The organism is Pseudoxanthobacter sp. (assembly GCF_036822375.1).
Lineage (GTDB): Bacteria > Pseudomonadota > Alphaproteobacteria > Rhizobiales > Segnochrobactraceae > Pseudoxanthobacter.
This window is the reverse complement of sequence record NZ_DAISHT010000007.1, coordinates 20,731-36,504: the sequence shown is the minus strand read 5'-3', so window position 1 is coordinate 36,504 and position 15,774 is coordinate 20,731. Positions and strand designations below refer to the sequence as shown.

At 67.4% G+C, this 15,774-nt stretch carries 8 protein-coding genes; 4 read left to right on the top strand and 4 right to left on the bottom strand.

Going from position 1 to position 15,774, the window contains the following annotated elements; translation table 11 throughout:
* Positions 1-12 precede the first annotated feature (12 nt).
* The 4 genes from rbsK (at position 13) to V7067_RS01850 (ending at position 6,345) form a co-directional block, all read left to right on the top strand.
* Positions 13-954: a ribokinase gene (gene rbsK / locus V7067_RS01865; RefSeq protein WP_334174171.1), complete on the top strand. Its 942-nt coding sequence runs from the start codon at positions 13-15 to the stop codon at positions 952-954.
* A gap of 82 nt (positions 955-1,036) precedes the next feature.
* A complete protein-coding gene (locus V7067_RS01860; RefSeq protein WP_334174170.1) occupies positions 1,037-1,678 on the top strand; it encodes a TetR family transcriptional regulator in 642 nt (213 codons plus the stop codon).
* 372 nt (positions 1,679-2,050) lie between these two features.
* Positions 2,051-3,217, top strand: a complete 1,167-nt coding sequence (locus V7067_RS01855) for an efflux RND transporter periplasmic adaptor subunit (protein WP_334174169.1) — start codon at positions 2,051-2,053, stop codon at positions 3,215-3,217.
* Positions 3,217-6,345: an efflux RND transporter permease subunit gene (locus V7067_RS01850; RefSeq protein ID WP_334174181.1), complete on the top strand. Its 3,129-nt coding sequence runs from the start codon at positions 3,217-3,219 to the stop codon at positions 6,343-6,345. The genes V7067_RS01855 and V7067_RS01850 overlap by 1 nt, the downstream gene beginning before the upstream one ends.
* A 44-nt stretch (positions 6,346-6,389) precedes the next feature.
* Here the strand turns inward: V7067_RS01850 and V7067_RS01845 are convergent, their stop codons facing one another.
* Genes V7067_RS01845 through V7067_RS01830 form a run of 4 tightly spaced genes read right to left on the bottom strand, consistent with a single transcriptional unit; the run spans position 6,390 to position 15,476 of the window.
* Positions 6,390-7,964, bottom strand: coding sequence for an efflux transporter outer membrane subunit (locus V7067_RS01845; RefSeq protein ID WP_334174168.1), 1,575 nt, complete (start codon positions 7,962-7,964; stop codon positions 6,390-6,392).
* 9 nt (positions 7,965-7,973) lie between these two features.
* Positions 7,974-11,225: an efflux RND transporter permease subunit gene (locus V7067_RS01840; protein WP_334174167.1), complete on the bottom strand. Its 3,252-nt coding sequence runs from the start codon at positions 11,223-11,225 to the stop codon at positions 7,974-7,976.
* Between the two features lie 16 nt (positions 11,226-11,241).
* Positions 11,242-14,316: a multidrug efflux RND transporter permease subunit gene (locus V7067_RS01835; RefSeq protein ID WP_334174166.1), complete on the bottom strand. Its 3,075-nt coding sequence runs from the start codon at positions 14,314-14,316 to the stop codon at positions 11,242-11,244.
* Complete coding sequence (locus V7067_RS01830; protein ID WP_334174165.1) at positions 14,313-15,476, bottom strand: MdtA/MuxA family multidrug efflux RND transporter periplasmic adaptor subunit; 1,164 nt, start codon at positions 15,474-15,476, stop codon at positions 14,313-14,315. Before V7067_RS01830 ends, V7067_RS01835 begins: the two co-directional genes overlap by 4 nt.
* Between the last annotated feature and the right edge of the window lie 298 nt (positions 15,477-15,774).

Below are 15,774 nucleotides of genomic sequence, written 5' to 3'. Positions count from 1 at the left end.
AGGGCAGGCAAGATGGACGGCGGGCAAATCGTTGTGATCGGCAGCACGAATGTCGATCTCGTCACCACCGCGGCGCGGATGCCGGCGGCGGGCGAGACGCTGACCGGCACCGGCTTCAGCATCGGCCACGGCGGCAAAGGCGCCAATCAGGCGGTTGCCGCGGCCCGCCTCGGCGGCGCGGTGGCGCTGGTCTCGCGCGTCGGCGACGACGATTTTGCGGCGGGCGCCCGCCGCGCACTGGAGCGGGCGGGCGTGGACACCCGCCATGTGCTGACCTCGCCCGGCCTGCCGACCGGGGTTGCCACCATTCTGGTGGAGCCTGACGGTGAGAACCGCATCGTCATCGTGCGCGGCGCGAACGGCGCGATCGCGCCGGCCGACGTGGATGCCGCAGCGGCGACCATTGCCGCCGCGCGGCTGGTGCTGCTGCAGCTTGAGATCCCGCCCGAAACCGTGTTCCACGCCATTGAGGTTGCCCGCCGCGCGCGCGTCGAGGTTCTGCTGAATCCGGCGCCGGCGCTGGCCGGGCTCGATGTCGCCCGCCTCGCCGGCGTGCGTTTTCTGGTGCCCAACGAAACGGAACTCGCTCTGCTGACCGGACTGCCGACGGACACGGAAGCCGCCTGCGTTGCTGCTGCCCGCACGCTCAACGACCGTGGCATCGGCACGGTCATCGTGACCCGCGGTGCGGAAGGGGCGCTGATGGTGGAGGCCGGTCATGTGCAGGCCGTGCCCGGCGTGGCCGTTAACCCGGTGGATACCACCGGGGCAGGGGATGCCTTCATCGGCGCCTTTGCGCGCTATTATGCCGGCGGCCTTGCCCCGGAACAGGCCCTTGCCCGGGCGGCAGCCTATGCCGCGCTGACGGTGACGCGGCCGGGCGCGCAGGATTCTTATCCTGACGCCGCAGCTTTCGCGGCTTTTTCGGCGGCGATTGCATCCGCAGATAAGTGATGAAAAATAAAATTCGTCAGTTTAAACTGACCGAAAGCCGGCGCGATTCCAGCCGGCAGCAGCCCTTTCGGAAACAGGCCGGATGAGCAGGACCCCGCGCGCAGCCGCAACCCCGGAGGAAACGCGAGCCCGCATCATTGCCGTGGCGGAAGAGAGTTTCCGCCGCGTGGGCTATGCCAAGACCACCGTGGCCGACATTGCGCAGGCGCTGGAGATGAGCCCGGCCAATGTCTACCGTTTCTTTCCCTCCAAGGCGGCCATTAACGACGCCATCCTGATGCGGATGTTGTCGGAGATCGAGGAGCTGGCCTGGAAGCAGGCGCGCCGCAGCGGGCCCGCGCTCGACCGTATTGAGATGATCGGTCTGGAAACGCACCGCTTCTGCCGCAACAACTGCCTGCACGAGCAGCGCCTGCATGACATGGTGGCGGCCGGATTTGAAGAAAACTGGCCTTCTATCAAGCGGTTCGTTGAACGTTTTGAAGCGATTCTTGAGGGCGTGGTGCGCGAAGGGCTGGCCGCCGGCGAGATCGTGGCACTGGAGCCGGCGGAGATTACGCGGGCCATCAAGACCATGCTGGCGCCCTTCATGCACCCGGTGATCATTGCCCAGTGCGCGGACGACGATCTGGAGGGCGATCTGCGCCGCGTCATGCGCATGCTGCGCCGGGCGGTTGCTCTGCCGCCTCCGGCAGGCGAAGGGCCGGCGCCATCCCGGACCTGACCGAAATCCCCGCTGCGGCGCGCCGGGCGGGTTGTCGGGCGCCTTTATGCGACATTGCGGGGTCGCGGGCTTCCGGTCGATACAAATGTCGGTAATCCGGCAATAAAGCATTCATGAAATTGATGGGTGGGCGGGTCGCCGGGTTTTCGGCCGGCCTCCTGATGCCGGAATAAGGAATAAAAACCTATCGATATTGCTGATGATTGCTGTCGCATCGCTTTGCGGCACGGAAACGGCATTCGGTGTCTTTTGAGGTGCATCGGAAACGATAGCGCCTTTACGGCTGACGATTTTTGAATATCATCACTCGACACAAAGCGGATTCGGCCGGGGTGCCCGCCCGGCGTTCCATGCTGCGAGGCCCGATTTTCCATGGTTCGCCGTGCGCTTCTCATCAGCGCTGCCCTTGCCGTTTCGCTGGCCGCGGCCGGCTGCCAGCGTGAAACTGCCGAAGTGCCGCCCGATCCCGTGGTGCGGGTGGTCCGGGCGGCGCAGATCCCGGATGCTTCGGTGCGCAGTTACACCGGCGTGGTCCGCCCCCGCACGGAGGTGGCGCAGGCTTTCCGCGTCGGCGGCCGCGTGGCCGAACGGCTGGTGGATATCGGGGCAACGGTGCGGGCCGGCACCGTGCTCGCAAAGCTCGACCCGACCGACCTCAACCTCAATGTCGAAAGTGCGGAAGCGGAACTGGCGGCGGCGCGCTCGGCTCTGGCGCAGGCCGGGGTGGAAAGTCAGCGGATCGCCGCGCTGCTGAAGGGCGGCCATGCCAGTCAGGCGGCCTTCGACACCCGCACCGTTGCGCTGGACGAGGCGAAGGCGCGGGTGGAGCGCGACGAGCGCGCGCTCGATCTGGCCCGCAATCAGCTCGGCTATGCGGTGCTGACGTCGAACGTGGATGGCGTGGTGACCGCTGTTTCCGCCGAAGCCGGGCAGGTGGTGCAGGCGGGGCAGGAGATTGTGCGCGTGGCGCGGCTCGGCGGCGATGACCGCGAGCCGCAGAAGGAAGTGCAGGTCGCCATTCCCGAAAGCCGGCTCGGCGACCTGAAGGATTCCGGCGCGGTGGTGACGCTGTGGGCGGAAGGCGACCGCACCTATCGCGCCAGCGTGCGCGAGATTGCCCCGCAGGCCGATGCCGCGACCCGCACCTATGCCGTGCGTTTCGCCCTGCCGGCGGCCGACGACGCCGTCCGCCTCGGCATGACGGCGACGGTGACGCTGACCCGGGGCACCGGGCAGACGGTGACGCGGCTGCCGCTCGCCGCGGTGTTCAATGCCGGCGACGGCCCGGGCGTATTCGTGGTGGAGCCGGACGAGAAGACCGACGGTCGCGGCACGCTGCGTTTCCAGCCCGTGGGCATCGTGCGCTACGAGACGACGGACGCGGTGGTGACCGGGGTGCCGGCAAATGCGTGGGTGGTCTCCATGGGCGTGCGCCGGCTGCAGCCGGGTGAGAAGGTGCGGCCCGACGAACGCGCCGAACCCGCCCGCCAGAGCGGCCTTGCGGAGCCGGGCACCGCCGGCCCGGCGGTGCGCTCATGATGCAGCGTTTCAACGTTTCGCACTGGGCGGTCACCCATCAGGCGCTCGTGCTGTTTCTCATGATCATGCTGTCGGCCGGCGGCATCCTGTCCTATTTCAATCTCGGGCGGGCGGAGGAGCCGGATTTCACCGTCAAGGTGATGATCGTTTCGGCCCAGTGGCCGGGGGCCACGACGGAGGAAATGCAGCGGCAGGTGGCTGACCCCATCGAGAAGGTGCTGCAGGAGATTCCGTATTTCGATAAGGTGCGCACCTACTCACGCCCCGGCAGCACCTATATGCAGGTGCAGTTCAAGGACGATACGCCGCCGAAAGAAGTGCCGGGGCTGTTCCTGCGCGTGCGCAACCGGGTAGGCGATGTGCGCGCCGGGCTGCCGGCCGGCGTGCTCGGCCCGTTCTTCAACGATGACTTCGCGGATGTTTCCTCCACGCTTTATATGCTGACGGGCGACGAGGGCGTGACGCCGCGCACCCTGAAGGACGAGGCGGAGATCATCCGCCAGCGCCTTCTGCGCGTGCCGGACGTGGCCAAGGTGGTGTTTTTCGGCGAGCAGGCCGAGCGCATTTATGTGGAATTCAGCCACGCCAAGCTCGCCACGCTCGGCATCACGCCCGAGGCCATCTTCAATTCCATTTCGCGGCAGAACGCGGTGACGCCGGCGGGCCGGTTCGAGAGTGCCGCCGATCAGATCTATCTGCGGGTCGACGGCGCTCTGGACGGCACCGACGCGGTGGCGGACGTGCCGATTGCGGCGGCCAACGGCCGGCAGTTCCGCCTCGGCGATATTGCCACCATCCGCCGCGGACCGGTGGACCCGCCCTCGTTCGTGGTGCGCCAGCAGGGTGTGCCGGCGCTGGGCATCGGCGTCGTCATGGTCAAGGGCGCCAATGTGCTGGCGCTCGGCGAAAACCTGCACGAGACCATCGCCGCCGTCCGTGCCGACCTGCCGGTCGGGCTGCAACTGGCGCAGATTGCCGACCAGCCGCAGATCGTGAAGGAGTCGGTCGACGAGTTCGTGCGCGTGTTCATCGAAGCGCTCGTCATCGTGCTCGGCGTGTCGTTCCTGTCGCTCGGCTGGCGCACCGGCATCGTGGTGGCCTGCGCCGTGCCGCTGGTGCTGGCGATCACCATGATGGTGATGGACCTGATGGGCCTTTCGCTGCAGCGCGTCACGCTCGGTGCGCTCATCATCGCCCTCGGCCTGCTGGTGGACGATGCCATCATCGCCGTGGAAATGATGGTGGTGAAGATGGAGCAGGGCTTCGACCGCATCTCAGCGGCAAGCTTTGCGTGGACCTCGACCGCCTTTCCGATGCTGACCGGAACGCTGGTGACGGCGGCGGGCTTCATGCCCGTGGGCCTGTCGCGCTCGTCCACCTCGGAATATGCGGGCGGCATCTTCTGGGTGGTGGCGATTGCGCTGCTGGTCTCGTGGGTGGTGGCAGTGGTGTTCACCCCCTATCTGGGTGTGCGGCTGCTGCCGAATTTCAAGGTTCATTCCGAGGATCCGAATGCGATCTACGAGACGCGGATCTATCGGGCCTTCCGCGCCATGGTCACCTGGTGCGTGCGCCACCGCGTGCTCGTGGTTGTGGCCACGGTTGCGCTGTTCGTCTCGGCCATCTTCTCCATGCGCTTCGTGCAACAGCAGTTCTTCCCCACCTCCACGCGCCCGGAACTGGTCATCGAGGTGACGAGCCCGGCCGGGGCGGCGTTCGGCACCACCGACCGCTCGGTGGCGGAGATGGAAGCGCTGGTTGCCGCCGATCCCGACATCCGCACCTACACCGCCTATATCGGCTCCGGCGCGCCGCGCTGGATGCTGGGCTTCAACCCGGAACTGCCGAAGGAAAGCTACGGCGTCATCATCGCCTATGCCAGCGACCACGTGACCCGCGATGCGGCCATTGCCCGGCTGCGACAGAAGGTGGCCGACGGGGCGGTGGCGGGTGCCACCGTGCGCATCAGCGAACTGGTGTTCGGCCCGCCGGTCGGCTACCCGGTGCAGTTTCGCGTCATCGGGCCGGACCCGGTCGCCGTGCGCCACATCGCCTATCAGGTTCGCAAGGTGATGGAGCAGAACCCCGATACGCGCGACGTCAATCTGGACTGGAACGAGCAGGCGAAATCGATCCGCATCGCACTCGATCAGGATCGGGTGCGGGCGCTGGGGCTGACGCCGGCCGACATCAGCGCCACGCTGCAGACGCTGCTTTCCGGCTACACCGTGACCGAGGTGCGCGACGGGATCGAGCAGGTGGCGGTGGTGGCCCGCGCGGTGCCGGACGAGCGCCTCGATCTGGACCGGCTGCGCGACCTGACGATCACCAGCCGCGACGGTGTGGCGGTGCCGCTGGCGCAGGTGGCCCGGGCGGACTACGGCTTCGAGGAGCCGATCCTGTGGCGGCAGAACCGCGACATGGTCATCACCGTGCGCGCCGATGTGGCCCGCGGCGTGCAACCGCCGGATGTGTCGAACGCGATCATGCCGAAGCTCGCGCCGCTCATCGAAGCGCTGCCGATGGGCTATCGCATCGAGCTGGGCGGATCGGTGGAAGAAAGCGCCAAGGCAAATGCCGCTCTTGGCAAGGTTTTTCCGTTCATGATCGCCGCCATGCTCGTCTTCATCATGATTCAGGTGCAGAGCTTCGGCAGCCTGTTTCTGGTCATTGCCACCGCACCGCTCGGCATCATCGGTGCGGTCTACGGGCTGATCCTGTTCAACCAGCCGTTCGGATTCGTGACGCTGCTTGGCGTTCTGTCGCTGGCCGGCATGATCATGCGTAACACGCTGATCCTCGTCGATCAGATCCGGCAGGATCTCGGGACCGGCCTGACAGCCTTTGAAGCCGTGATCGGCTCCACCGTGCGCCGCGCGCGGCCGGTGGTGCTGACGGCTTCGGCCGCCATTCTGGCCATGATTCCGCTGTCGCGGAACATCTTCTGGGGGCCGATGGCGGTTGCGATCATGGGCGGGCTCGCGGTGGCGACCCTGCTTACCCTGTTCTTCGTGCCGGCCCTCTACGCGCTGTGTTTCCGCGTACGCGAGGAGAAGCCGGGCGAAGCCGGGCCGGCGGCGCGCGAGCCGTCCGGACCCGATGCGGCGGAGGCCCCGGTGGCGACCTGACGGCGCCATCCCCCCCTCGCGGCGCCCGCTTCCGGCGCCTCCCCTCAGGAGCGGCCCGCCCCCGCCGCTCCGGCCGCAGACGGTGCAGCCCCGGCCCCCGCCGGGGCTGCACTTGTTTTGACGGCCGCCGGTCCGGCGCCGGTCGCGGGCAGGGCCGTTGCCTCGATTTCGCGTGCCGTGGGCAGGTCGGCCGTGCTCCAGCCGCCGCCAAGGGCGCGGATGAGGTCGACCGTCGCCAGTTGCCGGTTCAGTTCGGCGTTGAGCAGCGTGCGCTCGTTGCTGAGGGCGGCGGCCTGCGCGGTGGCAACGGTGGTGTAATCCTGCGTGCCGGCGGCATATTCGTTGAGGCTGATGGTGACGGCCTCCCGCGCCGCCGTCACGGCCTGCTGCTGCACGGCGATCTGGCGCGTCACGATGCGGCGCTGCGCCAGCGCGTCTTCCACGTCGCGGAAGGCGCTGAGCACTGCCTCGCGATAGCTGGCGACGCTGGCATCGTAGGCCTCGCGGGCTGCCTGCACGGTCGCCTTGCGGCCGCCGCCGTCGAACAGCAGCTCGTTGCCGCTGGCCGCAAGGCTCCACACCTGATTGGAGGCCGTCAGCAGTTCGTTGATGCCGCCGGAACTGTAGCCGGCAAGGCCGGCGAGATTGATATCCGGGTAATAGGCCGCCACGGCAACGCCGATCTGGGCGTTCTGCTCCGCCATCGTGCGCTCGGCCGCGGCGATGTCCGGGCGCCGCTCCAGCAGTGTGGAGGGCAGGGCAACCGGCACCTTCGGCACGCGGCGCGTGAGGCTGCCGGGCGCGATGTCGAGGGCGCTCGGCACCGTGCCGGTGAGCACGGCGAGGGCGTGCTCATAGACCGCCCGGTTGCTTTCTGCGGCGATGGCATCGGCGCGGGTGGAAAGAAGCTGCGTCTGCGCCGTCAGCACATCGGAACGGGCGGCCGTGCCGGCCTCGTACTGATTGCGGACGATGGTGAGGGAGCGTTCGTAGGCCTGCGCCGTCTGGTTCAGAAGCTGCTTCAGGGAATCCTGATAACGCATTTGCAGATAATAGCTCGCCACGTCCGCCTGTGCGGAAAGACGGGCGTTGGCGAGGTCTGCGGCGCTGACCTGCGCGGCCGCCGTGCTGGATTCCACCTGCCGGCGGATGCGGCCCCAGACATCGATTTCCCAGCTGAGGTTGGCGATGGCCTCATAGCTGACATTGTCGTTGTTGCTGGCGTGCTGGCGGGTGATATCCGGGTTGAAGGTGGCGCTCGGTGCCAGGCCGGAACGGACTTCCGCGACGATGGCGCGGGCCTGCCGCCACGAGGCCTCGTAGGCGCGCACCGTCTGGTTATCCACGGCCACGCGGGCCTCAAGGCGATTGAGGACCGGGTCGTTCCATGCCGTCCACCAGTCGGTGCGCGGCATGTCGTCGGCGGGGGTCGCCGGCTTCCAGCCCTTCATTTCCTTGTAGGCGACGGGCACCGTCGCCTCGGGGCGCTTGTAGTCCGGGCCCACCATGCACCCGGCGGCGAGCATCGCCAGCGCAAGGGCCGTGGACAGCCGCAGGGCGTAGCGCAGAACATCATGGCGCGGGGCAGCGCCGGAGCGGGGCGGGCAGGGCGACATCATGATCCCGGATCAGGAGGCTGTCGGGCGCCGGCGGCCGGAGAGGCCCCGCCAGCGGCGGGCGCTCCAGAGGCGCAGACGGTCGAGATAAAGGTAGACCACCGGGGTGGTATAGAGCGTGAGAAGCTGGCTGACGACGAGGCCGCCGATGATGGCGATGCCGAGCGGACGGCGGATCTCCCCGCCCTCGCCGAAATCGAGCGCAAGCGGCACGGCGCCGAGCAGCGCGGCCAGCGTGGTCATCATGATGGGGCGGAAGCGCTGAACGGCCGCCTGCCAGATCGCCTCGCGCGGGCCAAGGCCCTGATGTCGTTCGGCTTCCAGCGCGAAGTCGACCATCATGATCGCGTTCTTCTTGACGATGCCGATAAGCAGGATGACCGCGATGAGTGCGATGAGGCTGAATTCCGTGCCGGAGGCCAGCAGCGCCAGCACCGCCCCCACGCCGGCAGAGGGCAGCGTGGAAAGGATGGTGACGGGGTGGATATAGCTCTCGTAGAGGATGCCGAGCACGATATAGACCGTGACCAGCGCCGCCAGAATGATGAGCGGCTGGCTGTTGGTGGAAGCCTGAAACGACGCGGCCGAGCCGGCGAACTGGCCCTGAATATCGGTCGGCAGCCCGATTTCGGCCACCGCGTCATCGATCGCCCGCACCGCGTCGGAAAGCGACCGGCCCTCTGCAAGGTTGAACGAGAGCGTGACGGCGGCGAACTGGCCCTGATGGCGCACCTGCGAGGGGCCGGTCGAGGGCTCGTAGCGCGAGAAAGAGGCCAGCGGGATCATCGATTCCCGGCTGGTGCTGACCGCGGCGCCGGCGGAGGTGGAGGCCGCACCGCCGGTCGCGATGGCGTTCGAGGCCTGATTGCGCACCGCCGCGGTGTCGCTGCTGTTGCTGCCCGCCGAAGCGGCCGTGGCGGTGGCATTGCTGGCGGCGGCGCCGCCAGCGCGCATGCCGGAGGTGCTGACATGGATGACCTTCAGCGAATCCGGATCGGTCAGGTAATCCGGCGCCAGTTCCATGATGACCTTGTATTCGTTGCTGGCCTTGCGAATGGTGGTGACCGGGCGCTGGCCGAAGGCATCGTAGAGCGTGGCATTGACGATGTCCGGCCGCAGGCCGTAGCGCGCCGCCGCATCGCGATCCACCACAAGGCGGGTCTCAAGGGCCCCGTCGCGCAGGTCGCTGTCAAGGTCGGTGACCACCGGGGAATGCTGCAGGGCGGTCATCAGCTTCTGGGACCATGTCGCCAGTTCTGCGCTGTCCTCGCCGATCAGGGCATACTGATACTGGGCGAAGCTCTGCCGGCCGCCGGGGCGCAGATCCTGCCGCGGAAACAGGAACAGCCGCGCCCCCGGCACTTTCGCGAGCTTCGTGCGCAGGCGGCTGACAATGGCATCGGCGCTGTCGCGTTCCGCGCGCGGCTTCAGCATGACGAAGATGTTGCCCGAGCTGGGGCTGCGCCCGCCGGTGGCGCCGGCTACGCTTTCCACGCCGGGATCGGCGGCCACGATCTGCTGCACCGCGATCATTTTCTGTTGCAGGGCGGCAAAGGAAATCGACTTGTCGGCGCTGATGCCGCCCATCAGCATGCCGGTATCCTGCATTGGCATAAAACCTTTCGGTACAATACTGTAAAGGACGAAGTTAAGGCCGATTATGACGATGAGAGAACTCAGCAGCAGACGCGGGTGATGCAGACTCCAGCCGAGTGAGCGCTGATAGGCCCGCTGGGCCGCGGCCATGGCGCGGGCCCCGGGGCCGGGTGCGCGGGCGGCCTTATCGCCGCGGCGCAGCAGGACGGCGCACATCATCGGCGTGGTGGTGAGCGACAGGACCATGGAAATCAGGATCGCCATGGAAAGGGTGAGGGAGAATTCCTCGAAGATGCGGCCGACCAGACCGCCCATCACCAGCAGCGGCAGGAACACGGCGATGAGCGACAGGCTCATGGAAAGCACCGTGAAGCCCACCTCCTGCGCACCCTGAAGGGCCGCCTCCAGACGGTTGCGGCCGGCCTCCAGATGTCGCGTGATGTTCTCCAGCACCACGATGGCATCGTCGACCACGAAGCCGGTGGCGATGGTGAGCGCCATCAGCGACAGGTTGTTGAGGCTGAACCCGGCCAGCGCCATGGCGGCGAAGGTGCCGATGATGGAGGCCGGCACGGCCACGGCCGGGATGAGGGCGGCGCGGAACGAGCCGAGGAACACCACCACCACGCCGATGACCAGCACGACGGCGATGACGAGGGTGCGCTGCGTTTCCCGGAACGAGGCGCGGATGGTGGACGAGCGGTCTGCCACCACGGTCAGGTCGACATCGGCGGGCAGGGCCGCCTTCAGTTGCGGGAGCACGGCGCGGACGCGGTCGACCGTTTCGATGATGTTGGCACCGGGCTGGGCAAACAGCATGAGCAGGATGGCCGGCTTTCCGTTGACGAAGCCGGCGTTGCGCACGTCCTCGATGGAATCGATGACCGTGCCGACATCGGAAAGCCGCACCGGCGCATCGTTGCGCCAGGCAATGACGAGATCGCGGTAGTCCGCCGCCTTCACCGCCTGATCGTTGGCATAAAGCTGCCAGCGGCGGTCGCCGGATTCGATGGCGCCCTTGGGGCTGTTGGCATTTGCCCCGGCAATGGCGGCCCGCACGTCTTCCAGCGCGATGCCGTAGCTGGCGAGGGCGTGGGGGTTGAGTTCCACGCGCACGGCCGGCAGCGCCGCACCGCCGACATCCACGTTGCCGATACCGGAAAGCTGGGACAGCTTCTGTTGCAACACGGTTGCGGCGGTGTCGAACAGCTGGCCGCGGTCGCGTGTGGGCGAGGTGAGGGCCACGATCATCACCGGCGCATCGGCCGGGTTGAACTTGCGATAGGTGGGGGTGGCGCGCAGGTTGGCGGGCAGATCGGCCTGCGCGGCGTTGATGGCCGCCTGAACATCGCGCGCCGCGCCGTCGATATCGCGGTTGAGGTCGAACTGCAGCACGATGCGTGTGCTGCCGGTGGTGCTCTGCGAGGTCATCTCGCTGACCCCGGCGATCTGGCCGAGATGGCGTTCGAGCACGGCGGCGACGCTGGTCGCCATGGTATCCGGGCTCGCGCCGGCCATGTTGGCCTGCACCATGATGGTGGGAAAGTCGATCTGCGGCAGCGGGGCGACCGACAGCGTGCGGTAGCCGATCAGGCCGGCAATGACGATGGCGATCGTCAGCAGGGTGGTGGCGACCGGCCGGCGGATGAAGGGGGCGGAAATGTTCATCCGTCGCCTCCCCCGCTCACGCCGGATCCGTGGCGGCCTGCCGGCCGAGCGCCCGCGACAGCCGGGCAAAGGCGAGATAGATGACCGGCGTGGTGAACAGCGTCAGGATCTGGCTGACGATGAGGCCGCCGACGATGGCAAGCCCCAGCGGCTGGCGCAGTTCCGACCCCACGCCGGAACCGAGCATCATCGGCAACGCCGCGAACAGCGCGGCAAAGGTGGTCATGAGGATCGGCCGCAGGCGCAGCAGACAGGCCTGACGGATGGCCGCAACCGGGCTCTTGCCCTCGCGCCGTTCCGCATCGAGCGCGAAGTCGATCATCATGATGGCGTTCTTCTTGACGATACCGATGAGCAGCACGATGCCGATGACGGCGACGATATCGAGCTCCCGACCGGCCAGCCAAAGGGCCATCAGCGCCCCCATGCCCGCAGAGGGCAGGGTGGAAAGGATGGTGACCGGATGGATGAAGCTCTCGTAGAGCACGCCGAGCACGATATACATCGCCACCACGGCGGCGATGACGAGGATGAGCTCGTTGGACAGCGCCGACCGGAAGGCCGCCGCCGCGCCCTCGAAATGAAGCCCGACGCTTTCCGGCAGACCGACCTGCCGGGCGACGTCTTCCACGGCGGCGACGGCGGCGCCGAGCGAGGCGCCGGGGGCAAGATTGAACGACACCGTCACGGCCGGGAACTGGCCGAGATGAGAGACGAGCAGCGGCGCCTGCCGCTCTTCCACCTGCACGACGGAGGTGAGGCGCACCTGACCGGTGGAGGAAAGCGAGGAGGGCAGGTAGACGCTGTCGAGCGCGGCAAGGTTGTCGGCCAGATCGGGGTCGGCCTCCAGAATGACGCGATACTGGTTGGCCTGCGTGAAGATGGTGGAAACGATGCGCTGGCCGAACGCATCGTAGAGGGCATTATCGATGGTGGCGGGCGTGATGCCGAAGCGCGCGGCGGTGGCCCGGTCGATCGTGAGGTAGGCGGCAAGGCCGCTGGCCGCCTGATCGCTGCTGACATCGGCCAGCACGGGCGATTGTTTCAGCGCCGCGACAAGGCGGGGTGCCCAGTGCTCCAGATCGGCGGCATCGGGGCTGTCGAGCACGAACTGATACTGAGCCGCGCCCGGGTTGGCATCGATGGCGAGATCCTGAACCGGCTGCGTGAACAGCGCGATGCCGGGAATATCGGCCGTGGCCTGCCGCAGCCGGTTGCCGATCGCCGTGGCGGAGGCGCTGCGCTCGTCCTTCGGTCTGAGGTTGATGATGAGGCGGCCGGTGTTGAGCGTGGCATTGGAGCCGTCGGCGCCGATGAACGACAGCACGCTGACGACATCGGGATCGGCGCGCACCACATCGACCACCTGCTGCTGGCGGGCAAGCATGGCGCGGAAGGACACCGACTGATCGGCCTGCGTCACGCCCTGCAGGATGCCGGTATCCTGAACCGGAAAGAACCCCTTGGGGATGGCCACCGTCAGCCACACTGTGGCGGCAACCGTTGCCAGGGCCACGACCAGCGTGAGCTTCTGGTGGGCCAGAACGCCGTCGAGCAGGCGGGCATAGAGCGCGGTCATGCGGTCGAACGCGCCGGCGCGGTGCTCTTGCGGCGCCGTCTTCAGCAGGCGCGCGCACAGCATCGGCACCAGCGTGAGCGACACGACGGCCGAGATGACGATGGTGACGGCGAGGGTGATGGCGAATTCGTGGAACAGCCGGCCGACCACATCGCCCATGAACAGCAGCGGGATGAGCACGGCGATCAGCGAAACCGTGAGCGAGATGATGGTGAAGCCGATCTGGGCAGACCCCTGCAGGGCGGCTTCCAGCGGCGACAGCCCTTTTTCCAGATAGCGGGCGATGTTCTCGATGACGACAATGGCGTCGTCAACGACAAACCCCGTGGCAATGGTCAGCGCCATCAGCGACAGGTTGTCGATGGACATGCCCCACAGATACATCACCCCGAGGGCCCCGACCAGCGACAGCGGAATGGAGAGGCTCGGGATCAGGGTGGCCGGCAGGTTGCGCAGAAACAGGAAAATGACCAGCACGACCAGCGCGACCGCCAGCGCCAGTTCGAAGCCGACATCGCGGACCGAGGCGCGGATGGAGGTGGTGCGGTCGGTGACGAGCGTGACGCTGACCGATTGCGGCATGCCGGCTTCGATGGCCGGCATGAGGGCCTTGATGCGGTCTGCAACCGCGATCACATTGGCGCCCGGCTGGCGCTGGACGGTGAGAATGATCGCCGGATCGCGGCCGGTCGTTGCCGCCAGCGCCCGGTTCTCCGAGGCCTCGACCACGGTCGCGACATCGGCGAGCCGCACCGGCGCGCCGTCGCGATAGGCGATGACGGAAGCGCGATATTCCTCCGCCGACTTCATCTGATCGTTGGAATCGATGGTGTAGGCCCGGGCCGGTCCATCGAACGAACCCTTGGGGGTGTTGGCGTTGAGATTGCTGAGGGTGGTGCGCAGGTCGTCGATGTTGAGGCCATAGGCCGCCAGCGCATTGAGATTGGCCCCGACGCGGATCGCCTTGCGCTGGCCGCCGGCGATCTGCACCAGACCGACGCCGCTGATCTGCGAGATGCGGCGGGCGAGGCGGGTGTCGACCAGATCGTAGAGCTGGGTTTCCGTCAGGGTCGGGGAAGTGATGGCAAAGGTCAGGATCGGGAAATCCGCCGGATTGACCTTGGCGTAGGTCGGCGGCGTCGGCAGGTCGGAGGGCAGGGAACTGCGGGCTGCGTTGATGGCGGCCTGAACCTCCTGCCCGGCCACGTCCAGATCGAGATCGAGGCCGAAGCGCAGCGTGATGACCGAGGAGCCGGCCGAGGTGCGCGAGGCCATCTCGTCGAGACCGGCCATCTGGCCGAGTTCCCGTTCAAGGGGCGCTGTCACGGCTGTCGTCATCACATCCGGGCTGGCGCCGGGATAGAGCGTGGTGACCTGGATGATCGGGTAATCCACACTCGGAAGCGCGGAAACCGGCAGCCAGAGCGCCCCGACAAGCCCGGAGAGCAGAACGGCCACCATCAGCAGCGTGGTGGCAACCGGGCGCAGGATGAACGGGCGCGACGGGTTCACGACGCCGGCCTTTCCACACGGCGCTGGCCACCGGCCTCCGTTCCCACCGGCTTGCCATCCACCATGCGCACGCTGACGGCCGCGCCGTTGCGCAGGCGGTCGACGCCGTCGACCACCACCGTGTCGCCGCTGGAAAGGCCCGCGACAATGACCGTGCGGTCGTCGGTGCTGATGCCGGTTTCAACCACCTGAAGGGCCACGGTGTGATCGGGCTGCATCTTGTAGACGAAACTGCCGGGCGTGCCGTACTGCACCGCCGCTGACGGCACGACGACGACATCGGGCAGGGTATCGACCCGGAGGTGCGCATTGACGAACTGGTTGGGAAACAACAGCCCGTCGGTGTTCGGAAATTCGGCCTTGAGCCGGACCGTGCCGGTGGCGGTGTCAATCTGGTTGTCGATGGATGTCAGCCGGCCGTCGGCGACCGGCCGCACATTGGCGCGGTCGTAGGCCGTGACCGGCAGTTCGGCCCCGCTGCGGAGGCGGCTGGCCACAAGTGCGATCTGGTCTTCCGGCAGCGTGAACAGCACGGCGATCGGCTGCACCTGCGCAACGACGGCAATGCCGGTGCTGTCGCCGGCCGTGACATAATTGCCGGCATCGACCTTGCGCAGGCCGACGCGGCCGGAGATCGGCGCGGTGACGCGGCAATCGGAAACGTCGACCTTTGCGGCGGCAAGTTTGCCCTGCGTGGCGGCCACGTTGCCTTCATATTCGTGCACCGTCGCCGCCTGCGTATCGACATTCTGCTTGGCGATGGAATCCTGCGCGCGCAGTTTCTGATAGCGCTGCAGATCGAGTCGGGCGTTTTCGAGCTGGGCCTGCGCCTGCGTCAGCTCGCCCTCGATCTGGGCTGCGGTGGCCTCGAAGCTGCGGCAGTCGATTTCGGCCAGAAGATCGCCGGCCCGGACATCCTGTCCTTCCGTAAAGGCGATGCGGGTGAGGTAGCCGGAAATACGCGAGCGGACCGTGACGGTGTTGAGGGGCGTGACTGTGCCGAGGCCCTGATAGATCACCGGCACGGTGGCCGTTGTCGCCGTGGCCACGGCCACCGGTGCCGCCCCGCCGCGCCCGCCGGCCGGGACCGTCTGCGAGGCGACCGGCGGGCTGGCCTTCAGCCGCGTCCACGGCTGATAGACAACGAGCCCGCCAGCCATGCCGGCCAGCACAACAATGCCCGCCAGAAGACGCAGCCCCCGGCGTTTACTGCGCGCAGGCGACGGACCGGCTTCGTCGGAACGGATTTCTGAGGTCGGCAAAATCGCGCACTCCGCAGCTTGCGATGCAGTTCCGAACGGAAAGAACACGAGCCCGTGCCGGGGCAGACGGCACGGACCGGTTCTGACGGGAGCCCGCAGACAGCTTCCCCGATCCCGCTGCTGCGTCTTCCGGACGCGTGAACCCGACTGAATCGTGCCGCCGGCGCGGCACCTACGCGGATTACTATTTCCGGCA